This is a genomic window from Pseudobutyrivibrio xylanivorans DSM 14809, assembly GCF_900141825.1.
Taxonomy (GTDB): domain Bacteria; phylum Bacillota; class Clostridia; order Lachnospirales; family Lachnospiraceae; genus Pseudobutyrivibrio; species Pseudobutyrivibrio xylanivorans.
Genome location: NZ_FQYQ01000007.1, coordinates 100,170 through 123,953 on the forward strand (window position 1 = coordinate 100,170; position 23,784 = coordinate 123,953).

Annotated in this window: 19 protein-coding genes and 1 riboswitch; of the genes, 3 read left to right on the top strand and 16 right to left on the bottom strand. The window is 38.9% G+C overall.

Annotation, left to right across the window (positions count from 1 at the left end; genetic code table 11):
- Positions 1 to 63: 63 nt before the first annotated feature.
- The 10 genes from BUA88_RS07190 to BUA88_RS07235 all read right to left on the bottom strand — a co-directional run bounded on the left by BUA88_RS07190 (position 64) and on the right by BUA88_RS07235 (position 15,156).
- Positions 64 to 2,340 carry a cyclic nucleotide-binding domain-containing protein gene (locus BUA88_RS07190; RefSeq protein ID WP_072915047.1) on the bottom strand — a complete coding sequence of 759 codons (2,277 nt, stop codon included), beginning with the start codon at positions 2,338 to 2,340 and terminating at the stop codon, positions 64 to 66.
- Between the two features lie 164 nt (positions 2,341 to 2,504).
- Positions 2,505 to 5,315: a glycosyl hydrolase 53 family protein gene (locus BUA88_RS07195; protein WP_242939590.1), complete on the bottom strand. Its 2,811-nt coding sequence runs from the start codon at positions 5,313 to 5,315 to the stop codon at positions 2,505 to 2,507.
- Positions 5,316 to 5,528: 213 nt separating this feature from the next.
- Positions 5,529 to 6,434 (bottom strand): alpha/beta hydrolase, encoded by a 906-nt coding sequence (locus BUA88_RS07200; protein WP_072915050.1) that lies wholly within the window; start codon positions 6,432 to 6,434, stop codon positions 5,529 to 5,531.
- A gap of 26 nt (positions 6,435 to 6,460) precedes the next feature.
- Complete coding sequence (locus BUA88_RS07205; protein WP_072915054.1) at positions 6,461 to 7,858, bottom strand: MFS transporter; 1,398 nt, start codon at positions 7,856 to 7,858, stop codon at positions 6,461 to 6,463.
- 71 nt (positions 7,859 to 7,929) lie between these two features.
- Positions 7,930 to 8,568: a uracil phosphoribosyltransferase gene (gene upp / locus BUA88_RS07210; protein WP_028248348.1), complete on the bottom strand. Its 639-nt coding sequence runs from the start codon at positions 8,566 to 8,568 to the stop codon at positions 7,930 to 7,932.
- Between the two features lie 70 nt (positions 8,569 to 8,638).
- A complete protein-coding gene (locus BUA88_RS07215; RefSeq protein WP_072915058.1) occupies positions 8,639 to 9,994 on the bottom strand; it encodes a uracil-xanthine permease family protein in 1,356 nt (451 codons plus the stop codon).
- Between the two features lie 93 nt (positions 9,995 to 10,087).
- Complete coding sequence (locus BUA88_RS07220; RefSeq protein WP_072915063.1) at positions 10,088 to 10,840, bottom strand: TraX family protein; 753 nt, start codon at positions 10,838 to 10,840, stop codon at positions 10,088 to 10,090.
- 74 nt (positions 10,841 to 10,914) lie between these two features.
- Complete coding sequence (locus BUA88_RS07225) at positions 10,915 to 12,447, bottom strand: Na+/H+ antiporter NhaC family protein (protein ID WP_072915067.1); 1,533 nt, start codon at positions 12,445 to 12,447, stop codon at positions 10,915 to 10,917.
- Positions 12,434 to 13,318, bottom strand: coding sequence for a 4-hydroxy-tetrahydrodipicolinate synthase (dapA, locus tag BUA88_RS07230; RefSeq protein WP_072915071.1), 885 nt, complete (start codon positions 13,316 to 13,318; stop codon positions 12,434 to 12,436). Before dapA ends, BUA88_RS07225 begins: the two co-directional genes overlap by 14 nt.
- Before the next feature lie 97 nt (positions 13,319 to 13,415).
- A riboswitch (Lysine riboswitch) is annotated at positions 13,416 to 13,593 on the bottom strand.
- A 75-nt stretch (positions 13,594 to 13,668) separates the two neighbouring features.
- On the bottom strand, positions 13,669 to 15,156 hold the full coding sequence (locus tag BUA88_RS07235; RefSeq protein WP_072915076.1) for a GGDEF domain-containing protein: 1,488 nt from the start codon (positions 15,154 to 15,156) through the stop codon (positions 13,669 to 13,671).
- A gap of 183 nt (positions 15,157 to 15,339) precedes the next feature.
- Between BUA88_RS07235 and BUA88_RS07240 the strand changes: the two genes are divergently transcribed.
- Positions 15,340 to 16,143, top strand: coding sequence for an N-acetylmuramoyl-L-alanine amidase (locus tag BUA88_RS07240; RefSeq protein WP_072915081.1), 804 nt, complete (start codon positions 15,340 to 15,342; stop codon positions 16,141 to 16,143).
- Between the two features lie 27 nt (positions 16,144 to 16,170).
- Positions 16,171 to 17,142: an ion transporter gene (locus BUA88_RS07245; protein ID WP_083572432.1), complete on the top strand. Its 972-nt coding sequence runs from the start codon at positions 16,171 to 16,173 to the stop codon at positions 17,140 to 17,142.
- Here the strand turns inward: BUA88_RS07245 and BUA88_RS07250 are convergent.
- The 6 genes from BUA88_RS07250 to BUA88_RS07275 all read right to left on the bottom strand — a co-directional run bounded on the left by BUA88_RS07250 (position 17,128) and on the right by BUA88_RS07275 (position 22,654).
- Positions 17,128 to 18,615, bottom strand: a complete 1,488-nt coding sequence (locus BUA88_RS07250) for a GGDEF domain-containing protein (RefSeq protein WP_072915087.1) — start codon at positions 18,613 to 18,615, stop codon at positions 17,128 to 17,130. The two genes, BUA88_RS07245 and BUA88_RS07250, sit on opposite strands and share 15 nt — an antisense overlap.
- A gap of 115 nt (positions 18,616 to 18,730) precedes the next feature.
- Positions 18,731 to 20,407 (bottom strand): recombinase family protein, encoded by a 1,677-nt coding sequence (locus BUA88_RS07255; RefSeq protein WP_072915090.1) that lies wholly within the window; start codon positions 20,405 to 20,407, stop codon positions 18,731 to 18,733.
- 20 nt (positions 20,408 to 20,427) lie between these two features.
- Complete coding sequence (locus BUA88_RS07260) at positions 20,428 to 21,351, bottom strand: ORF6N domain-containing protein (RefSeq protein ID WP_242939591.1); 924 nt, start codon at positions 21,349 to 21,351, stop codon at positions 20,428 to 20,430.
- A gap of 142 nt (positions 21,352 to 21,493) precedes the next feature.
- Positions 21,494 to 21,856: a helix-turn-helix domain-containing protein gene (locus BUA88_RS07265; protein ID WP_027207030.1), complete on the bottom strand. Its 363-nt coding sequence runs from the start codon at positions 21,854 to 21,856 to the stop codon at positions 21,494 to 21,496.
- An 86-nt stretch (positions 21,857 to 21,942) separates the two neighbouring features.
- Entirely contained in the window at positions 21,943 to 22,137 is a 195-nt protein-coding gene (locus tag BUA88_RS07270) for a hypothetical protein (protein ID WP_044931394.1), read from the bottom strand.
- A 166-nt stretch (positions 22,138 to 22,303) separates the two neighbouring features.
- Entirely contained in the window at positions 22,304 to 22,654 is a 351-nt protein-coding gene (locus BUA88_RS07275) for a plasmid mobilization protein (protein WP_026528705.1), read from the bottom strand.
- 206 nt (positions 22,655 to 22,860) lie between these two features.
- Between BUA88_RS07275 and BUA88_RS07280 the strand changes: the two genes are divergently transcribed.
- The gene (locus BUA88_RS07280) at positions 22,861 to 23,673 is read left to right on the top strand and encodes a helix-turn-helix domain-containing protein (protein ID WP_072915095.1); all 813 of its coding nucleotides are present in this window, start codon (positions 22,861 to 22,863) and stop codon (positions 23,671 to 23,673) included.
- Positions 23,674 to 23,784: the final 111 nt, after the last annotated feature.

Consider the following 23,784-nt stretch of genomic DNA (forward strand, 5'->3'; position numbering starts at 1 on the left):
TTTATCATTCTATAATTCTGCGGTCAAACAAAAGGCAGGTCCATCGGACCTGCCATAATTGCTTTACATTTTCAAATATTCCAATCCCTGTTTTACCTCATCAGGTACAACGCCTTCGTTCTTCTCCACCTTATCTATCATGGTTTTAAGATGATTGTATGCCTGACTGCACTTAATCTCATGTCGTGAAATAACCTGCTCGTACATTGGATGATTTGCCACCTTAGAGCGATACGCCTTTGCGAAGGTACAGTGCTTATTTAGAATATTTCGCTCAGCCTTATTAAGACGAATACTTCCCTGTGCCTCGAAATTAATCCATATCGTATACTGCTTCGTGAATGCTTCACGCATGTTGTTGCGGGAAGATTTAAGCAGTGTCTTTACCTTCTCTTTATTCTCAGCTGACAAATCCTTGTTCTTTCTATAGAAAGTGAAATAATCGTAAAAATCTGAGGTGAGACATTCTGAACCGATATCGTTCCAGCGTGAGCCCTGCTCCTTTCGGCAAATTTCCCAACGGAAGGCACCACAGCAGTAAATCATCAGCTTATCCAAATCATCAAAGGTGAACATCGGAAATACGAATCGACCTGGTGAATCAACCTTTATACCGCCGCACTCCTGCCACATCATTGCACGCATGCCGCAGTTTGGAAGAAGGATTATATCAGGCTGAACTCGTTTCAAGTAGGATTCACTCTTTACGCCAGCTTCCATATCGGTAAAAAATCCTTCTCGAAGGAAGATACCATAATCAACCTCTTCAATCTTTCCCATTGCCTCTTCAAGCTTGGCTTTTGTAAGCAGCATCTTCATTACTTCCGCTCCGAAATCTTCTTTTGTAAGTACTGGGCAGAATGAAGTCATTTTTCCAGAGGTTGTTCTGTTTGCAGAAACGAAGAAATTGTTCATTTCGAACTTAACCTTCTGCTCCTGATCGTTCATCCATGTTGGCATATCAGCCTCTGAAATATTTCCAGCTTTTCTTTCCTCTAAAACAAAGCCACGATAATCTAAATCCAGCTCGTTACGACTAGGCTCTCGCTCGCCAGCGTATACCGCTCTAAGCCAGGTGTAGATAGTAAATACGTGCTCGCCCTGACATAACGTATCCATTCTATCCATTATGTCTGCCAGCTCATTTGTAAGTTCATCTCCAATAGCATCATAATAAATGTAACCCATATTCAGGAACATCTTTATGATAGTATCAAGCTCACCGCCGTATGCTTCAAACTCTAGCGCTCTAAAGAAGGTCTTTTGGTATAGCTCGTAGAACAAATCAACCGCTTTCTTACGAACCTTACGTTCATTATCCTCCTTACCTTCTCTATCAGCCAAAGCTAAGTATTCATCAAGCTGACTCTTATATTCAGCCGTCTTCTCTTCATCAACCTCTGCAAACTCACATATATGCTCGAAGGTCTGTGTAAACTCAGCCTGCTTCATCATCTTGGCCTCATCAAAGTTAGCAGCTGTAGCAGCAAAGTCATGGCTGTCATACTCAGTCCAGCGTTCCTTGAGCAAAGCCTTGTCATAAAGCCCCGACTGCGACATAAACTTGTACAGCATTTTCATCAGCTTCTTTATATCATCCTGCTTTGCACCATGCTGAGCTGCATATATCTGAAGATTAAAGATAAGCTCAAACATATCTCCTTTGTCAGGAGAAAGAAGAATTGAAGCGAACTCTTCCAAATAGAAGCCCATTGTCTCGATACACTCAATGGCACGCTTCATATAGCCGCAGCTGATTCCAATAACACCTGTAGCAATCTCATTGCGGCTTCCATATATATTTTCAATTTCTTTATTATCAACGGAATTCAAGCTATCGATGTAGTCATGCTCCCACTTTAGAATTTCATCCTTTAAGTCAAGGGGCTCGATTTCTTCCAGCATTGGTATTTCCTGGATTTCGGCACCAATTGTTCTGCATTGCTTTTTATATTCATTATTAATTCCTCGGCAGTAGCTGTAAAAATCATCTACCTTCTTTTTCTTGTCATCGTAGATTTTAAAAACATCTCGACACTGCCTAAAGGCACCCTTAGAGAAACCAAAAATGTATACAGGCTGAGCCTCAAAAATAGCATCGAAATCGTTCATGTTCTTATAAGGACATTTTATAACCATGGCATCCTCTGCCACGGTATAGTCAGCCTCATAGTCCACGTTTAATGCATCGGAAAGACCCGCGATAGTACCAGGCCCCAGTGTCAAATGCTGGCCTCGCCACACCTGTTCAATAGCACCTGTAACAACAACATACATGCTATCTACAGGATCACCCTCGTTTATTAACTTTTTCCCCTTTTCAACATTAATAGGTTCCAAAGATTCCCCTCAATAGTTGTATATACCACAACGTCATTCATTAGCAGCGGCCTACCGGCACACTTTCCAGCAGGATACTATAACTTACTATAATTATAGAATTGTCTGAATATTATTGCAATTCCATTGAAATAAATTCACAAAAAATTAACGGCTGAGGGGGATTACCATCTAAACCATCCGAAGATTTTCTTCACAACCTTGATGATTTCTTTTACTACTGGAACTACAACCTGCTTTACGAAGGTGTCTACAGCTTTTATTATTTCCTGGACTGTCTTCTCTACAGCTTCTTTTTCTTTGTCCTTGTTGTCGTCGGATGGGGTGTCGCTAGGGGCTGGGTCATCTTGGTTGCCTTCGCCAGGATTATCGATTACTGGGTCGTCGCCAGGTACAGGGGTAGGGTCGTCGCCTCCTCCGATTTCCTCGGATGGAGCCTCGCCTGTTTTGTAGAGATAGAAGTCATCCCATGCGCCCCAGCCGCCTGCTGCAGCTTTGACACTTACGCCAACAGTGATTTCTGTTGAATCCGTATTTACGATAATGTCTGTGACCTCTGGGTTAGCCCAGTTCTGCCAGCCTGTTACGCCTGTATCTGTCGAAAGATTATTCTCACCTACAACTGCGTAAAGCTTGAACTCTGCTGCATCGCCGCAATCGCCACCTTCAACGAAGGCACCAAGCTTGTAAACGCCCTTATCTACAGTAACCTTTTGCTCTACTGTGTAGTAGATTTCCTCGTTGTCCCAGAACTTAAGGCTCATCTGGCCTGTTCTTACATTTGAAGAATCTGCCTGGATTGAGACACCGTTGTTGCCATCGGCATTTTTGATGTCGCTGATAGTCCAAGCCTTGTTGCCATCCTCGAAGCTTCCATTCACAAGAAGATTCTTAGGGTTGATGGTAAGCTTACAAGTTACATTCTTTGTTTCATCATTAACTACTAAAGTTCCAGGGATTTCGTATTCGCCAGCGCCAGCTTCCATAGCTTCTGCAAGCTTTGCCTCATCCCAGGTAACCTTGGCATCAACCTTTGAGCCGTCGTTATATACTACTGATGCACTTTCAGGAAGTACCACATCCTCACCAAGCTCCACTGTCACTGCTTCCACATCGATTCGGATAACAGAAAGAGGAGCCTTGGCGCCTGAACGAACGTAGCTATAAATCTTTGCAGATGCAAGGGCGTGGCCTTCGAAATCAAACCATGCTTCATTGTCTACTGCAGAACCGCCGTACCAATCCTTAGCATCCTTATCATAAGCACCGGCATAAGATGATGCCCAGCCACTGCCGTATTTTTCCCAGGCTTCCTTATTGCCAGCAAGCACATCTGCTGCATCCTCTGCATCTGCATCATAAGCCTTTACTGGAATCCAAGCTGGCTCCCAGTAGAACACGCCGATACCATCATCGATTGATGCAACTGTGTCGATTACTGAACGAACTGAATCTGCCTGGCCCTGAACAGAGATGTCGAAGTTTAGGGCATCTCCAGACTTGCCTTCGTATTCAGTATTTGTATGACCATCTCCATCCTTAAGTGTGTGAACGTAAGATGTTTCTGCTACCATGACCTTCTTGTCATAGGTGTCCGCTATATCAGAAAGGACGCTCTTAAGATTGCTTAAAGTTCCATGCCAATATGGATAATATGATGATGCGAACACATCATAGTCAACGCCATATTCATCTAACTTCTTGGCGTAGCCTGCATATCTTCCGCTGGTCTCAGGATTTGTGAAATGAACTGCTACTAAGATGTCATTATCAAGATTCTTAGAAACAGCCCTTACTGCCTTGCTGCCTGCTGAAAAGATTTTTGACATGTTCTCCCATGACTTCTCTCCGGCCACTCCGTTGTTTGTTTCGTTTCCGATTTGAACCATGCCAACATTTACGCCAGCATCAATAAGCTTGTCTAAGCTGTCCTTTGTGTACTTTTCTACTGCCTCAGATTTTTCATCGATAGACATAGATTTCCAAGCCTTTGGTGCAGTCTGCTTGCCAGGGTCTGCCCAGAAATCAGAATAATGGAAATCGATAAGTACCTTCATGCCTGCGTTTGTAACCCATTTACCGATTTTAACAGCAGTTTCGATGTCGCAGTTTCCGCCACCGTAGCCATTGCCGTTGCCATCAGTTGGGTCGTTCCAAACTCTGATTCTCACATAGTTGACTCCACAATCATGCAAAAAGTCAAAGAAGCCCTGATTGCTAAGCTCATTGCCGTCGAAATCATAGTATTTTACTCCACTATTTTTCTCAGATAGATATGAGCTTACATCCACACCTGTAATGAAATTGTCATCACAGCCTGCTACCTTTTCTACATTTATCTCTGAGTCAACTGGGTCAGTTTCCTCTGTTTCTTCCTGACCAGGTCCCTCTGCTGAAGAGTCCTCTAGTGTGTACAATACAAAATTGTCCACATCGCCCCAGTAGCCACTTTCAACTTTTCCACTGAAGCTAACGGTAATATCCTCTTTATCCTCAACTGTGAATTCCTCTGTTGTAAATACACTCCATGAATCCCAGCCTGTAGTTTCTACATCGATGTCTTCTCCTGCGATGCTGACTGTCATTCCAGACTGGCTGGTTGCACCATCAGCCTCAAAGGACAGCCTGTAGGAACCGGCAGGTAGATTCTTAATTGTCTGAGACAAAGAAAGCTCTGCCCCATCAGCATTGTTATTCCAGTAATTAAAAATGTTAGTTTTATTATTGTTGGCCCATTCATCTACCTTTATTTTTGAGCCGACATTTTCGCCATCATCATCTGGCATAGACACTGACCAGCCAGATAAATCACCCTTCTCAAAATCACCATTTTCAATATAATCTGTTTTCTTCCAAGTCTTTTCTTCTTTTTCTTCTTCTTCTTCTGCATTTGCTACTATTGGCATCTGAGCAAGAACAACAGACACCATAGAAAATACGCTAAGTGCACGCACAAACACACTTCTTCTCTTCATTCTATACCCTCCCTTAAGTTTTCTTCTGGTCGCAACCGATTGCAAGTGATAATATAGCACTTTAAATCCCGTAAATTCCATTGACATTACAAACGATTTACTGGAAATATCTTTGTTAAAACCCCACATTTTTGCGCAGTTGTTGCGCAAGCCCAAAAGTTATATTGTATAATTTATTTCATTATTTTTTCACAAACGCCGATTAATCCTTTGCTAATATATAGCCTCCAAAAACTTGCTTACTATGTTGTGATACTCCTGCCTTGCATACAGGTAGCTTTCAGCGTGACCCGCCCCTGGAATTAAGTGAAATTCCTTGTATTGCTGGCAAGCTTCGTATCCTGCTTTACTATGTTTAGGTAAAATAAACTTATCCTCTGCTCCATGAATAAAACAAACCGGTGTGGTAATGTTTTTCTTAAATGAATCAATTGGTCTGATTCGATCCAAACGATAACCATGTAATATCTGACTTGCTATAGATGCCAAATGCGATAAAGGCTTTGGAATATGAAACCAGCTCCACCCCAAATCTTCCAGTAACATGGAAAGGTCTGTAAAAGGGCAATCAGCAACACAAAACTCAAACCCTTTATCCAGACCAAGGGCAAGCAGTGAACTGGCTGCACCTAAACTTTCCCCATGTAAACCTATGCTTATCTCACGACCAAACTTTTCCCTGAGAAGTCTGGCTATATTAACAATATCCCTGCTCTCTTTATATCCCATTGAGCAATAGCAATCTGCATTGTCACCATGATGTCTAATGTCGTATATATAAGCATTGTAGCCAAGCTCATGGAAAATGTTTAAATACTTAACTCCACCCAATCGATTGTAGGTATAGCCATGGGTGATAATTACAAACTTGTTATCATCTCCTGATGGGATGTATGTGCCATGAATAAGATATCCATCATCCATTGTGAAGTTCATTTCGACCTTTTCATATGAATCATATGGTCCCCACAAATCCTTGCTTTTTTCTATCTCAGGTGCCTTATCAACTGGCACACGATTTTTAGGCAAAGTAACGAACCTTAGTAGGCCAACAGAAAACACCACTAAAACTAGTAAAATCACAAATAACACAATAAAAATAATCAATAAAATCTTCACAAAACCCCACCTCTATTTATTTAAATCTATTTAAATGTATCCACTGTAACCTGATCCAGATTAACGAACTTGGTCTCTTTAACCTTGGTCATTAATATTATAAGTGATAATGCCATAAACGGAACACAGATTACTAAGAATAGCACATCAATAGGAATAAACTTTTGACCTATAATAAATGCAATCTGTCCTATAAACATGCCGGCTCCAATAAGGACTGATATGGTACCCATAACAGATGAACGCATGCTTGATGGAGATGATTCTGCAGGCATTGTAAGAATCAGTGTATCTGACATGGACCAAAGGCCACCTATAGAACAACCATAAGCTACTCCTGCTGTAATTGGCCCCCAGCCTAGTCTACATGCTAATACAAAAATTAAAAGTCCCCCTAAAGCTATTGTTCCAAGTAAGAGGCATACTCTTTTTCTTCCTAATTTGTCCGAGAAAAGACCGCTCAGTATAGTAACAATTCCATTGCAGAATGGATATATCAAAAGTGCCAATGACACCATCTGTGTTGTCATGGCTCCCTCTAAAACTGTTGCATAGTAGGATGTGTAAAAGGTTGTTGCAAAGAATAAAAATCCTGCGATTAAAATCCATCTCAATTGCTTGTTTGTAAATATAAACTTAACTGCATTAAAAACTCCACCTTGGCTGGAGGTATTGTTTTCCTTTTCTGTCTGGCGGCGTCTTTCCTTCTCTTCTTCAGTTAAAGAAAGATAAAATATTCTTTGTTCTAAGAACACAGGTGTTTCTTTAACAAAAACCACTGATAAAATTCCTACCACTAATGCCACTACAACAGGTATGGCATATACATATTTCCAACTTGATGAGACTCCATCATTCAAAAAAACTTTCGAAAGAACACCAATAGATGACACTGAAATAAGGGCTATGCCCTTAGCTACAAAGCTGTAGGTTGCACGTTTCTCCTTTGGTGCTGTCTCCATAATATAAAGAACCTGCATATCATTAGGTGTGAAAAACAACATGAAAAGCATACCTATTATGTATTGAACAACACTTGTTGAAGTCATAACAACAAGCATGCCAAGGCCCATACCTATGGTGTTAATCATAAGAAATAATCTTCTTCCATAGCGATCGGACAGAGCCTTATAAAAAGGCGCTATTATCAGGAATAGGTTTGACAACAAATTCCAACTTGCCACATAGTTTAGCGACTCCTTATATTCTGTTGAATTAACGTCCCTGGATGATATTTTGAATAAATCAAAAATAATGTATGGCTGCATAGCCGAATTGATGTTAGATGTAACCTCATCAACGATGTAGATAATAGTAAGAACCACCATTATCATACCAAGATAGTAAGCAGGCTTAGGTGCACTGGCAGCCTTTCTAAGGCGCACTAACTCCTTGGCCTCCTTCTCAAGAGTATTATTTCCCATATAAAATTCCCCCTTATCATTTATACCCTAGACATAAGAGTATCACGATAAGAGGGAAATGCAAGACTTGATTATTTTGTTCCGAAGATTCGGTCTCCGGCATCGCCAAGACCTGGGCAAATGTAAGCATCTGCGTTAAGCTCGCGATCAATGTGTCCAATGTAAATCTGTACATCTGGATGAGCCTCGTGAAGAGCACGAACTCCTTCTGGTGCACCGATGATTGCCATGAACTTGATGCGCTTTCCACCGTGCTGCTTGATGAGGTTGATTGCATCGATAGCAGAACCACCTGTAGCAAGCATAGGATCTGTAACTACGATTAGACGCTCCTCGATTGGGCTAGGAAGCTTGCAATAATACTCGTGTGGCTCATGTGTCTCCTCATCACGGTACATACCTATGTGACCAATCTTTGCTGTTGGTACGAGACGCTGAATACCATTAACCATACCAAGACCTGCACGAAGGATAGGTACGATTGCCATCTTACGACCAGCGATAACTGGTGCCATGCACTTCTCGATTGGTGTTTCACACTCGATGTCTACTGTCTGTAAATCGTTGAGAGCCTCGAAAGCCTCAAGCATAGCTATTTCTTCTACAAGTGCACGGAACTCTGCTGTTCCTGTGTTCTTGTCTCTAAGCATTGTAATTTTGTGCTGAAGTAGAGGATGTGTTAACTCTACTACGTTATCTAATTTCTCCATTAGAATAATTTCCTCCTAAAATTTCTTTAATATAATTTTATAAAATGGAAGTTTGACCATATGACTGGTTTTAAATTCCATCTTTATCAAAACGATATCTCTCAGGATTACCATACTCGTAATCTCTGCCTGGGATAATCGCATTGAGAACTACACCTGCGATTGCAGCGATTGCAAGGCTTGTAAGTGTAATATCTGTAGAACCCACTGTAAATGTAAGTCCATCAGAGAATCCAAGTCCGCAAACTAAGATAACTGCTGCGATAATAAGGTTTCTTGAATGTGTGAAATCAACATGATTCTCAACCACATTTCTAATTCCTATTGCACTAATCATACCATAAAGCATGAAGCTTATTCCACCTACGATTGCGCTAGGCATTGTACCAATGATGTCTGCCATCTTTGGAATGAATGAAAGTACAATAGCGTAAACTGCTGCAATTCTGATAACCTTTGGATCATGAACCTTTGAAAGCTCAAGGACACCAGTGTTCTCACCATAAGTGGTGTTAGCTGGGCCACCAAAGAATGCTGAAAGAGCTGTGGCAAATCCATCACCTACAAGTGTGCGGTGAAGACCTGGATCAGTAACAAGATCCTCGCCAACTGTTGCTGAGATTGCTGACATATCTCCAATGTGCTCCATCATTGTAGCGATAGCAATTGGTGCCATAACAAGGATTGCCGAGATATTGAACTTGCAGATGAAGAAATCTGGAAGACCAACCCATGCTGCCTCGTTAACAGCTGTGAAATCAAGAATTGCACTACCGTCTGCATTTGTCATTCCAAGTGCATTAAAGATAAGGGCACATACATATGAAATAACTACACCCATGAGAATTGGAAGGATTTTGAACATTCCCTTTCCCCAGATGTTAAAGATGATTACTACTGCAAGAGCTATAAAAGCAAGAAGCCAATTTGTTGAAGCGTTAGTGATTGCTGATGGTGCAAGTGAAAGACCTATGCAAATGATGATAGGACCAGTAACAACTGGTGGAAGATATTTCATAACCTTGTTGATACCAACAAGCTTAATAATAAGAGCAAGGATTAAATAAAGTGAACCGGCAACAACGATACCGCCGCATGCATATGGAAGCTTTTCGCCCATAGTCATGTTTTTGAAAATACCTGTATTTAAATTAGCAACTGTGTGAAATCCTCCAAGAAAAGCGAATGAGGAACCAAGGAAAGCTGGAACTTTTAACTTAGAACATAAATGGAAAAATAAGGTGCCGACACCGGCGAAAAATAAAGTAACCTGAATTGAAAGACCTTCGCCATTGAAATAATTATTGACGAGAATTGGAACTAAAATAGTGGCTCCAAACATTGCAAATAAATGCTGAAGACCTAAGATGAGCATTTTCGGAATACCTAGCGTAGAGGCATCCTTGATTGGTGCATGTGTGTTCATACATTTCCTCCCATGAAATAATGATTGATACGTTCCAAGATTGAACTAGTCCATGAGAACTAATTCAATCTTGCTTAAACTTTCAGTATTCTATCATAATAGGATTGCTCTGACAATCCCAATTATCAAAAGATGTGCTGGGTAGAAATAATTAAATGTATAACGTATTACTTTTGACGAACTTCCACGCTCTCCGTTATAGAATGCTATTGGAAGTAACATAAGGAATGCTGCGTTTTCTGTCTCACCGCAGCCAAATGCCAATACTAAAACTCCAAGTCCGAAGGCAAGCATGTGACGCCTTACTGTATTCCCATGAAAGTAATACATAACAACGATAACAGCAACTCCTACCATATTATAATCCGTATGCCCGAAATATGCTATAGCGCATCCTGCTGCATAACACAATAATACGACCACTTTCTTCTTAACTTCATTTTCTATTCCAAATAATGGTCCTTTTATTGCTGTATCTATAATCCATATCAAAATAAGACCTATTAATAAAGTAAAAATAACATTCGTCTTATTCCAGACAAGTGGACCACTAAATAAAGCCCAATCAAAAAGCACCTCAGAAATAAGACCTAGAATAATCAAACGAATACAGTACTTTTTCAAATCTCTTGTATGAAAAAATCCCTCAACTAATAAAAAACAATAAAGGGGAAATGCCAATCTACCAACTATTCTTAAAAATTGATATAGGTCCCAATTAAGACAATCATGGGCATTGCCATAGTTGTAATATAGACCATAAGCGACGTGGTCAATAAGCATTGAGATGATAGCAATAAGCTTTAGCGCGTTTCCTGATAAACTAAAATTATTTTTTCTTTCCATAAATACATTACCCTCAACTTTATAAAAAAATCTCCCCAGCGACCCTGCGCTGAAGGAGATTCTACCACACATTCCTATTTATGTCTATTATTTATCATTTTTATTCCGAACAGCGTTCCAATCATTATTATAATGCCCAGGAACAAACATGCAACCCAATTTCTAATAAATCCCGATGCGACATAAGAAACAAGGGAAACGCCTGCTACTGTAAACGCATATGGAAGCTGAGTACTTACATGACTAATATGGTCGCAATCCGCACCAGCGGAAGCCATGATTGTTGTATCTGAAATAGGCGAGCAATGATCGCCGCAAACAGCTCCTGCCATACAAGCCGAGATGGAAATAATCATAAGCTCATTATTAACATCACCATTGAATACATTTACAACGATAGGAATAAGAATACCAAATGTTCCCCATGATGTTCCTGTTGCAAATGCAAGGAAGATTCCAACAAGGAATACAATTGCTGGAATAAGGCTCATAAGACCTCTGTTATCTGCAATGTTAGCAACAAGTCCGCCTACATATTCTGCTGCCCCAAGTGAATCAGTCATTGACTTAAGTGTCCATGCAAAAGTAAGAACCAAAATAGCAGGAACCATACTCTTGAATCCTTCTGGAATAGCATTCATGCATTCGTTGAAGCTTAATACCTTTGTTGCAAGATAATTAATAATTGTAAGAATAAGCGCCACTACCGAACCATAAACAAGTCCAACAGATGCATCTGAGTTTGAGAACGCATCGATGAAGTTTGCGCCATCGAAAAAACCACCAGTATAAATCATTCCGATTACACAACATACGATAAGGGAAAGGATTGGGAATACAAGATGTGCGACTTTTCCTTTTTCCGAAACAGGTGGATGTGGCTGGTCCTCAGCACCTGTAAGTGATGCAGCATCCTTCTTTTTGCGCTCCTTCAACTGAGCTCTGTGATTAAGCTCAGCCAGATTCATTGAGCCGTAATCAAAATCCATATAAGTAATGGTGAACATCATTACAAGTGTAAGCAGTGCATAGAAGTTATATGGAATTGCTCTGATAAAAAGTGTCAGTCCATTTGCACCATCTACGAAGCCTGTTACAGCTGCTGCCCATGAAGAAATAGGGGCAATGATACAAATTGGAGCTGCAGTTGCGTCGATTAAATACGCCAATTTTTCTCTCGAAATACCATGCTTATCAGTAACTGGTCTCATAACAGAACCAACCGTAAGGCAGTTGAAATAATCATCGATGAAGATGAGCATTCCAAGTACGATTGTAGCAACCTGTGCACCAGCCTTAGTCTTAACATGGGTAACCGCCCACTTACCAAAAGCAGCAGAACCACCGGCTCTGTTCATAAGCATAACCATGCTTCCTAAAACTACAAGGAAGATAAGGATACCAACATTCCAACTGTCAGAAAGCTGTCCTATCATTCCATCAACAAAGATATGCTCCATTGCTGCTGTAAGATTAAAGCCTGCATATAAAAGACCACCGGCAAATATACCTACAAATAATGAAGAGTATACCTCCTTGGTAATTAGCGCTAATACGATAGCGATAAGTGGTGGCAGAAGCGACCAAATTGTGTTAGTGAATTCCATATTCTTTCATCTCTCTTTCTAAAACTATTGCATGAGCCTCTTCCATCTCTGTAAGTGGCTTTCTAAGAGGACCTACTTCAAATCCCATAATATTAAGAGCCTTCTTAACTGGAATTGGATTTACCTCTGAGAATAAGGCATCTATAAGTGGAAGTGCCTTAAGCTGCATTGCAGCTGCCTTCTTAAAATCTCCGTCAAGGCATGCTTGACATATATCATGTGTCTGCTGCGGTGCCACATTTGAAAGAACTGAAATAACTCCAAGTCCACCAAGTGACATGATTGGTACTATCTGGTCATCGTTGCCAGAATAAATATCAATGCATCCATCAGCTAACTGAGCAAGCTTTGCAATCTGACTGATGTTTCCACTTGCTTCCTTGATCGCTACAATGTTATCCACATCCTTTGCAAGTTTTACAGCTGTCTCTGGGATAATATTGCAACCAGTACGAGAAGGTACATTGTAAAGGATGCAAGGAATCTTAATGGCATCTGCTGTATCCTTGAAATGCTCATACAATCCACCCTGTGTGGCCTTATTGTAGTAAGGTGTAACAAGAAGAACTGCATCGGCGCCTGCCTTTTCTGCTTCCTGAGAAAGATAAACTGCAGTCTCAGTTGAGTTCGAACCAGTTCCTGCAATTACAGGGACACGCTTATTTACAGTCTGCACACAACGCTTAATTACATCTATGTGCTCCTCATGAGAAAGTGTTGATGCTTCGCCTGTTGTTCCACAGATTACAATTGCATCTGTGTTGTTTTTTATCTGAAACTCAATTAAGTTATCAAGCTTCTCATAATTAACCGAACCGTCATTGTTAAAAGGTGTAGCAATTGCTACAGCTGCGCCAGTAAAAATACTCATTTCTTTATCCTCCTGTAGTCCACCTGTTACGGTAACAGGCTCATCTAAATAATAAAAAAAGCTGACCATAATAAATGGTCAGCCTACAATCGCGTAATCGTATGATAGCTCCCCACTTATTACTAAGTGACAGTCATACGAATATTCTTCGTATGCCCAAGACAAACACACACAGGAGCGTGTTCTCTTTCGGCGAAATCCCCTTTTATCTCATATCACTTGGGCCTGTCCCATCAATGAGATTACTAATGTTTCTCGCAACCTCTATCTTTTATTAAGTTGAAATTATACTACATCAGCGTCTATTCTCTGTCAACAACAAATTGACAAATAATTCGAATCCACGATTATTATATTTTTATACACTTATCTATTGTTTCCTTAAAAACTGAATCCGGCTCATCGCTTGATATAACTGCATCTGCACTTAACTCTTCTGCCATGGCTGCAGCTTTTTGGGTGTTGACAACAGCAATCACTGGAATCTTAGCGAAACCTTCTCGCTTCTTCAAATACTTAAGCACGAAAACGCCTGTGCCAGTTTCAACATCCACCTCCAGCATAATTATCTTTATGTCATCATGGTATCTGGATATGTCTCGAATTACATCATCATCGTTAGCTGCATGAATAACTCCAAATCTGTCTCCCTCACCTTCTAACAGACTCTTAACGCCCTCATCCACCTTTGATGTCATCACAATCAGAATATCTCTTTCTACAGGCTCATTCGTATATACCCATGTAGTGCAGCAATTTTTGCCTTGAATCTTTGATTTGTATAGCGCATCATCTGCCATAGAAAAAATTTCTTCTCTTCCATATGCACCCTTGCAAATAACAGCTCCGATACTGGCAGTTACTCTATGGTCACTTCCAATATCTAAATCGTTAATATACATTTGAAGAGCCTTACATCTGTTGGCAAGAATATTTACATCAGCCATTCGAGGCATGAGAACTACAAACTCATCACCACCATATCTTCCCACTAAATCGTATGCTCTGAAGTTTTCAACCAACAGCTGTCCTACTTTTTCCAACAGCAAATCACCTGTATGATGTCCCAGGTTATCGTTAACCAGTTTGAAATCATCCAAATCTATAATTGCCATTGCACAGCATTCCTCTGGAGATTTTTTATCAAAATAGTTATCAATTCTTTCAATCAAGGCATTTTTATTTAATATATGGGTCAGTTTGTCAAGTGAACTAAGCTTTGTTACTTCCTGCATTGCAAGAGCTTCTTTTGCACGAACCTCCAGAATAATTCTGGCAAAAAGCAAGGATACGAAATACGCAGAGATTGCTATATAAATATCCTTTAGAAAGCCATCTTTATCTCTTTGGAAGAAAGACATGGTAAGCATAATAGACAATACCACCGCTTCCTCAAATGCATATTTATAAATCCTATCAATAAAAATCATAGGTAGTCCCATACAGGCTATCGGAAGCCAAAGTGACTGGCCTGTTGGCGAATCGAATACGTCGATTAGTCCCAAAACTACTCCCAAGAAGAAATAGAATGTACAGCATATTGCTGCTGTCTTGGCTGTACTGATTTCACCTTTATGCCTGAGAGTATAAAGATTTATATTAAAATATATTGCCATCAAAGGAATCATGCCGAAATGCTCAATGGAAAGCGTAAAATCCTCAAGCAAAAGTTTTCCAACAATAATCATAACTACATAAACCATAGAAATATACATACAGGCTTTCCTTAGCATGTGTAGATTATTATCATCAATTGAAGGTAAGCATTCAGCAAAATAACGCTTTATGGAATCTAACTCTTCTCTATTTATTTTTGAATATTTTCCAAAAAGTCCCATGACATACACACTCCTAATTTAATCTATCAAATTAGTTTTGTATTTTATTGCGCTTTATGTGAATAATCTATGAATATTTCAACAAAATCTCCTTTTGGACAGTTAATCAACATCAAATTGATAAACAAACATTAGGATGGTAAAATTGTTTTAAGATTTTTCTACAAGAAAGGAAAAAGAATTATGAAAACTTCTATCAAACGAATAGTAACATGTGCCTTATGTTTTTCGTTAGCTCTTTCTCTTTTTGCAAGCTCCACTCTAAGTGTAGATGCAAAAGCAAAAAAGAAGACCACCAAGGCTTCCAAGAATGTCGTCGTTGTTTTGGATGCTGGCCACGATAACACTCATTTGGGCTGTCACTATGAGGGCTTTGAGGAAGGTATCGCAAATCTTTATATAGCCTACTACTGCAAGCAGGAGCTCGAGAAATATAATGGTGTCACAGTTTATATGACACGCTATGGTTTTGACTGTCCTTATGGCGCAAATCCTGATTCTTCAGCAGATTGTCTGACTGGAAGAGTCAATTATGCCAAATCCGTAAATGCGGATATCCTTATCAGTCTCCACAATGACTATGATCCTGATTTGGATAAATCACAAAATGGTGCAAAAGTCATCATTCCTAATCCAAACTATAGACCTGACCTCTGTGTAAAGGGCTCTGATTTAGGTAAATCAATCCTTACTAATCTTACAACTACAGGCCTTACCATAAATGATTGGAAGCTTTGCCCTAATGGTACAGGTATTGTTACAAGAGACTCAGAAAACGGAAAGTATCCTGACGGTTCTGCAAAAGATTACTACGCACTTATAAATAAATCGAAGTCAAGTGGTTTTCCATGCATCATTGTAGAGCATGCCTTCTGCACAAATAATTCTGATAGAATTAATCACCTTAGCACCACTGATCAATATCAGCAGCTCGGCATAGCTGATGCCACTGGAATTGCTCAGTACTACGGACTTTCATTAAAATAAATTTTTCGATTTTGGGAGAATAATAAGTTGAAAAAAATTAACAAAGAACAGATTTTTCATGTTATTCAAATTGGAAATAAGGGTGATATTGCAAGTAGAACATTTGATATTTTCATCACTGTTACAATCCTTTTAAATGTTGCTGTGATGGTTCTTCAAACCTATGAAGAATTTACCCCAATTTTTCCAATTCTTAATGTTATTGCCTTTGTGACAATTCTTCTTTTCTGTGTGGAGTATGGTCTCCGCATATGGACTGCAGATTTATTGTATCCAGAGGTTTCACGTCGAAAGGCTATAATCAAATTCTTACTATCCTTTGACGGAATTATAGATTTATTTACCATTCTTCCATTTTTCTTTTTATCTGGATTTGTTGCTTTTAGATTCCTTAGAGTAATTAGAATTTTCCATCTCTTTAGAATTAACGGACAGTATGATTCTTTCGCAGTTATCTTTTCAGTATTAAAAGAAAAGAGAAATCAGATTACATCCTCTCTCGTAATTCTTATGATTCTTATGCTTGCAAGCTCAATTGGAATTTACTATGCAGAACATGAAGCACAGCCTAGAGTTTTTAGAAATGCATTTTCAGGAATTTGGTGGTCAGTATCTACTCTTCTTACAGTAGGCTACGGAGACATTTATCCCATCACGACACCTGGAAGAATTATGGCAATCCTCACAGGTTTTTTGGGTGTCGGCGCAGTGGCCATCCCGACTGGTATCTTATCTGCTGGATTCGTTGAGCACTATGCAAAGATGAAGCTTATGAACAACTTTGCCAGGGATGAGCACATCGATTTGCTCACAATTCATGTTACTGAAGGACATTGCTGGAATGGTTTGAAGATTAAGGATATTGGTGTGCCAGATCACTATCTTCCAGCTATAGTAACCCGCGACGGCGATTCACTTATTCCTGTACAGGATTTGACATTAAAAATCGGCGACACAGTTGTTCTGGCCGCCGAAGCTTATTTCTCACATACCTACTAATGTATTGATTGCTTCACCAAACTCTTTATCTGATGAATTGTACATTAGTACTTTATCTACTCCCAATTCCTTCGCAAGTTTTTCTCCTTCAAGAGTTTTGACCACTGCGAGGATTGGGATCTTGTTGAAGCTTTCTCTTTGCTTCATATATTTCATTGTCAGTGTTCCAAATTCATTTTCTTCATTTACTTCCAGTAACACCAATTTCAACTGCTTATTATACTGGCTAATTGTGCAAAGAGCATCATAATCACTGGCTGCAGAAAGAATTTCAAAAACATCACCTTTATATTCTTTTAGTTTTCTGATGGCTTCAACTCTTCCATCATTGATACTAAGAATGATTGGTTTCTCATAACTGCGCTGTTCAACACTCCATATAGTGCAATTATTTTTTCCATCAATTTTAGATTTATACAGAGCATCATCTGCCATCATAAATAGCTTATTACTATCTCGTATGCTATTACTTATAATAGCACCCACACTCATTGTAAATGGTTCGCTATTTCCTAAGTTTATATCACCCAGCAGTCTCTGCAGGGCTTTGCAACGAGATTGAAGTATGCTGACATCACTCATCTGAGGCATCAAAACCACAAATTCATCACCGCCATACCTTCCTGTAATATCATATGCTCTGAAGCTTTCTATAAGAAGACTTCCTACGTTTTCCAAAAGGATGTCACCTGTATTATGTCCCAAATTATCATTTACAGATTTGAAATCATCCAAATCCAAAATCATCATCGCACAATAATCGTCTTCTGGCTTTTGAAGAAAATACGCATCAATCTTTGATAGCAATGCATCTTTATTAAAAATATGGGTAAGTTTATCCAGTGAACTCTCGCCCTTGAGTTCCTTCATCGCCAAAGCTTCTCTACTTCGCATTTCAAGAATAAGATGAGCCAGTACCATTGAAACAGAATAAGCGCCTAAAATCATGTACACATCACGTCTAAATAAAGCGAATTCTTTAAAATGATAAGATAAAGCTGTAAAAGTGATAGATGCTGTCATTTCCTCCCAGCCATACTTATACATTCGGTCTATATACAGTACTGGAAATACAAGTATCAGCATCGGAACAAAATATGCCTGCTTATCTGAATAGACGTATGTATCAATAAGGATAAATACCATTGCAAGCCAAAAGTAAAATGAACAACAGATAATTCCTGTCGCTCTGGTACCTATTGGAGTGTGCTTTGAGGCGTATACATTGATACAATACTGGATTACCATCAAAGGCAGCATCAAAATATGCACCCATGTGACCCTAAAATTCGGCACAAAAATCAGAGCAATAACTATCATTATCAAGTAGATGATAGAAATATACATGCAAGCACGACGAAGCATGTATAGATTTCCCTCATTAATGGCATCCATACATACGCTAAAGTACTCTCGTATATCTTCATTTTTCTGTCTGCGTCTTGTGACAGCCCTAAACAGATTACTAGCCATCTTTCTTACCTTCACACCACATTCTATGCACATAGTAACACTAACTTAAATCTAGCAGATTATTCGTTAGCAATGGTGTGTACAGTGTGAAATTTCTGTGAGATTTATATTGCACCTAATTATGGGTCAATTTTGCAACCGTCTCGATTTGCGAACTATTGTCCAAACTTATCTTCATATCTTTTGAGATGATAGGAAGCTTGAATTCTATGGATTTAAGCCATTGACCGTTCTCTTGTTCTTCTTCATAAATCTCAACCTTTTCAATGAATTGTGTCAGGAACTCTCTGCGTTCCGCTTCATTCATCGGCTCATACATTTTATCGAAAAAGATTAGCGCTTTGTAGATATTATCTCCACAAACCTTCTCAGCAAGTATCGACCGCTTCTTAGCTTTAGCCTCTACTAAGGCATTTTCTGTCTCTTCGATTTTATCATAAGTCTTACTGAGGCGATCCTCTAAATCTGCTTTTCTTCTCTTGTAATGCTTATCTTCATAATCCAAGTTGTCCAAATCTGAAAGAATGGCATCCTTGTTCAAGTAACTTTGGCGTAGCGTCTTTTCCTGAGCAGTTATTTCCTGATCAAGTGCTGAAGTATCAACTTCCATATTGATTTTCTCACGCATCATCCCGGCAAATTTCTTATTGCTCACAAGTTTCCTTAGCACCTCAATTACTGCTCCATCCAGTTTTGTTTCTGACACCTGCTTTCGATAGTCGCATTTATGCCCTCTTGTCATATTGCGGTGCTTGCAGCCATAGTAAAAGTAATCACTGTACTTTGTGCCATCTTTTCTATGCTTAATGCTTTTATTCCCATACATGCCTGCACCACAGACTGGGCATCTTAATATACCTGATAAAAGATGAATTTTTTCACCTTTAGGAGAATTTACTTTTTCATATTTTTTAGCCTGTGCCACGGCTTTGATTTGTGCCTGTTCCCATACTTCTTCTGATACTAAAGCCTCATGAAGGCCATCTACAAGCAGATAATCATCCTTATAAACCTGACGATAATCATTTCTTGTTCCATGAACCTTTTCTGTTCTTCTCCTACCATAGGCAATTTTGCCGCAATATACAGGATTCTGAATAATACGTCGGATAAGTGAAGCATCAAAAAGTGGATTCTTTCCATTTTGTCTAGCTATTTTGTGTATTCCATGATTTTCCAAATATTTTGCGATTCCGTTTGATCCCATATCTGTATTAACGTACTGATCAAAGATTGTTCTGATAGCTACAGCTTCCTCTTCATTTATTTCAAGCTTTCCATCAACCAAGGCATATCCATAAGGAGCAAAGCCACCATTCCACTTACCTTCTCTAGCCTTTTGCATACGACCTTCCATAGTCTGTACACGTATGTTTTCACGCTCAATCTCAGCAACTGCTGACAGTACAGAAATCATAAGCCTTCCTGCTTCTTTTGATGAATCAATTCCATCCTCTACACAGATTAAATTCACGCCAAAGTCCTGCATAATCTGAAGTGAATTTAGAACATCAGCCGCATTTCTGCCAAATCTGGAAAGCTTAAATACAAGAACAAAAGAGACATCATCTTTTCCAGATTTGATATCTTCCATCATGTTGTTGAAGGCGACACGCCCTTCAATGGACTTACCGGACTTGCCTGCATCTTCATATTCTCCGGCGATTTCATAATCATTAAATTCGCAGAAAGCTTTCATTCTGGATTTCTGTGCATCCAACGAATAGCCATCTATCTGCATAGATGTAGAAACACGGGTATATAAATATACTTTTGTTTTATCCTTACCCAATTTAATCAATCCCTTCTATGTTACGTTCCTGTCTGTTGTGCTTTCTTCATAATATCCTTAACAACATCCGTACCTTCTATCTTATTCACCCCAAAACACTTCTTTCCTGCATCCTTCAAAGAAGCTCCGATATGATAGCCTTCCACGCCATCTATAATCAAAAACCGATCATGAAAAGCTATAGTCTTCTTAATTGTTAATGTAGGATACTGTGCATTGAAATTATTAATATCCTGCGAAGATATTCTTGCACTGGGCAACGTATATGCAAATACATCAACGCCCGCATTTTTCTTAGCAAGGATATTTAATGTAATCACATCAATATATCCATCTATTAAAACAATTTCCTTCTTTGCATGTCCGATAATATCTGTAAGAAAACTGAAGGCATCAAAAATCTGACCATCATAGAAAATCTTCTGATTTTCTTCCTCATGATTTGCCATATACTCAAATATCCTGCCAAACTTCTCATCTGTATCTTTTTGATATTCCAACTGCTTCAGTTCGATAGCATTAATCTTCTCAAACATTAGAGCATTATTAGCAATGAAGTGACGCATCTCCTTAAAAGCACGCATTATAAAAATACTCTGCTTAGTGGCCAATTCACCCTTTAGAACCGTTGCTAACATATAAATGCCCTGTTCTGTAAAGGCATATGGAAATTTTCTACGACCTCCACCTTGTCCAGAAAAAAATGTGTTTTCTCGTGAAGTCACAAATTGTGACTTCACCAATTCAACTTCATCTTTTGTTAATTGAAACATAAAATCTTCTGGAAAGCGCTCAATATTTCTTTTCACCTGTTGGTTCATAGCTTTAAGCTCATATCCATAAATATCAGCCAAATCACTGTCAAGCATCACCTGTTGTCCGCGTATCGTATATACACAGTTTCTAATAGACTCAACTGTGAGTAAGTCTGTTGTATTTTTCATAAACACTATATTCCTTTGCATTTTCTTTTTTGAAGTCACAAATTGTGACTTCATGTATTCTATATTCAAACAAAGATGTTTTTTGTGGTCGAAAAAATCGACCTCAAACCACTGGTCCAAATTTTTAATCAAATTATTTTATCTACATATCCTCAAGACTCTCTATCTTCTTCAGGGCTTCCATATAAGCCATAAGACGCTTCTGCTGTTCTTCCTTAAGATTATGATAATCCTCAATCATCTGAACATCGCCTGGAGTGAATTTACTTTCAGGACTTGCTGCAGCAATTTCCTCTTCATCCTCAATTCCTTTACCGGTAAGAAGTTGCTCCGGGGTAATTTGCAAAACATTACAGATGTCCATTATCTTTTCTACCGTAGGATTGGTCTTTCTCTTTTTCCATTCGCTTATGGTACTAGTTGAAATACCTACCTGCTTTGCAAACTCCGCCTGAGTCATATTGCGTTCTTTCAAAACCTTTATAATTCTTTCGCTGATAATCATGAGTGATACCTCGCTTTGCCATTCACCTATGTAATATTCATATTAGTGAATTTATTTTATCACACCTCATGATATCCTTCAATGTTCTACTTCGTTTTCTTATTACGGAACTTCATATACGCCTTATAAGATTCATATATATATCTTTTTTGAAGATAGACATCAGGATCCGGTAATGAATCAAAATCAATTTCATCAGCGTATTTTGCTATTATATTTCCGATAAAGTTTGCAAGAGAACTCCATTCATCTTTGTCTTTTACTATCACTTTATTCTTCATAGCTATCCCCTTCCTTAAATGAGATTTTTTGGCCTTTCACAAATTGGCAAGCAGTGCATCGGTGTACACCTGATGCGATTTTGCTTGTTGGGGAGTATGCCCCAATCCCCCTGATTGCCGATTTTCATCGGCAAGCTACGCCTGCAAAACAGGCTAAAAAACGAAGTCAATAAATGTCCAAATATTTGTTAAAAGTCTTTTCCACCTTCTTCAAAACTCGTTCATGATTCTCCTTCATATCCGAAATTGTTTTGCCATCTACAGTGCCACATGAATTGGCAACTTTTGCAATCTGGTTGATATTGTTGCTGTCAATTTTTAGAAGTTTAATGATTTCTAATAACTCACTGAAGTCTATGTGAATGTAATATCCATCGATTGCCATCTTCCTAATATAGGCGCTCATGTTTTTGACTCCTATCTTCTCCATCCTGTCATGAATCATCTGCAATTCATTTTCAGGAATCTTGATATGAATCTGTTTGTTACATGGAACGTATCCCTGATTTAACAACATTTGCTTTTCACCTCCTCTCGTTATCGTTGTTCATGGACTAATTATCCAAGATTTAGAAGCCCTACTCCGTATATCCAAGAGGTAGGAAATAGCTGCTCTTCTCAAAATTTTCCACGATATTGGAATTCATCATTTATAGCAAACTTACATTCTGTTATGATTTACATATACAAGATCTTTTGGAAAAGCATTGGGGGAATAAAGCATTGAAGTGTAAATTATCAATTCAGGAAAAACTAAAGGATTTAAGAATAGAAAAAGGTCTGTCACTGCAAGAACTGGCAGAACAGACCGGAATATCCAGAGCATCTCTAGGAAATTATGAAACTGATGATTACAAAGAAATTACTCACAAGGCTATTATCTCCCTTGCAAATTTTTATGGAGTAACTTCCGATTATTTATTAGGACTTACCGAGAATCGTGAACAGCACAGATTCCCTGTTGATGACTTAGGGTTAGATGATGAAACTGTTGAAATATTAAAAAGTGGCAAGCTGAATGCTCGCCTAATATGCGAAATGATAAAGCATCCAGAGTTTAAAAATTTTCTCACTGACATGGAAATCTACATTGACAATCTTGCCGGAATGCAATTTAGAAACCTCAACAAAATGATTGAACAGACAAGAGTCCGTCTTCAAAACAAAGGCATATCTGATGAAGATCATTATATGAAAACATTGGCGACAGCTTCTATTTCCGAAGATAATTACTTTAACAACCTTCTCGGAAATGATATCGTAAAAATCGCAAAAGATTTAAGAGATGCTCATAGCAAAGATGCAGAAACCGGTGATGCAACTACACCTGTTGATGATATCCTTGACTCATTTGAAGAACTAAAGACTGCCGATAATGCAACACAAGCTCAGATGATAATGTACAGCAAACTCTTTAAAATCAACTTCACTAAGATGAACCCTTATGAGTTTAAAACCTTTACCGATATCCTCCAGAGATATTCAGATCTTTGTAAACCTGTAAAAGGAACCGGACGCGGCAAAAAGAAAAAATAAACCAATGTCAAATGCTTTTCCGAAATCTATTACATTTTCTTTTTCAAGAAAAAGGCGCACTCATACCTGCCATTAGTAAGTATAGAGTGCGTCTTTTCCTAGTTGTTTATT

What these genes read in the sequence shown, in the direction of transcription:
- BUA88_RS07235 (WP_072915076.1), bottom strand. Translation starts at nt 15,156, where the DNA reads ATGGGACTTTTTGGAAAATATTCAAAAATAAATAGAGAAGAGTTAGAT.
- BUA88_RS07215 (WP_072915058.1), bottom strand. Translation starts at nt 9,994, where the DNA reads ATGAACACACATGCACCAATCAAGGATGCCTCTACGCTAGGTATTCCG.
- BUA88_RS07265 (WP_027207030.1), bottom strand. Translation starts at nt 21,856, where the DNA reads ATGATTATCAGCGAAAGAATTATAAAGGTTTTGAAAGAACGCAATATG.
- BUA88_RS07275 (WP_026528705.1), bottom strand. Translation starts at nt 22,654, where the DNA reads ATGTTGTTAAATCAGGGATACGTTCCATGTAACAAACAGATTCATATC.
- BUA88_RS07225 (WP_072915067.1), bottom strand. Translation starts at nt 12,447, where the DNA reads ATGGAATTCACTAACACAATTTGGTCGCTTCTGCCACCACTTATCGCT.
- BUA88_RS07260 (WP_242939591.1), bottom strand. Translation starts at nt 21,351, where the DNA reads ATGAAAAATACAACAGACTTACTCACAGTTGAGTCTATTAGAAACTGT.
- upp (WP_028248348.1), bottom strand. Translation starts at nt 8,568, where the DNA reads ATGGAGAAATTAGATAACGTAGTAGAGTTAACACATCCTCTACTTCAG.
- BUA88_RS07205 (WP_072915054.1), bottom strand. Translation starts at nt 7,858, where the DNA reads ATGGGAAATAATACTCTTGAGAAGGAGGCCAAGGAGTTAGTGCGCCTT.
- BUA88_RS07240 (WP_072915081.1), top strand. Translation starts at nt 15,340, where the DNA reads ATGAAAACTTCTATCAAACGAATAGTAACATGTGCCTTATGTTTTTCG.
- BUA88_RS07270 (WP_044931394.1), bottom strand. Translation starts at nt 22,137, where the DNA reads ATGAAGAATAAAGTGATAGTAAAAGACAAAGATGAATGGAGTTCTCTT.
- BUA88_RS07250 (WP_072915087.1), bottom strand. Translation starts at nt 18,615, where the DNA reads ATGGCTAGTAATCTGTTTAGGGCTGTCACAAGACGCAGACAGAAAAAT.
- BUA88_RS07195 (WP_242939590.1), bottom strand. Translation starts at nt 5,315, where the DNA reads ATGAAGAGAAGAAGTGTGTTTGTGCGTGCACTTAGCGTATTTTCTATG.
- BUA88_RS07220 (WP_072915063.1), bottom strand. Translation starts at nt 10,840, where the DNA reads ATGGAAAGAAAAAATAATTTTAGTTTATCAGGAAACGCGCTAAAGCTT.
- dapA (WP_072915071.1), bottom strand. Translation starts at nt 13,318, where the DNA reads ATGAGTATTTTTACTGGCGCAGCTGTAGCAATTGCTACACCTTTTAAC.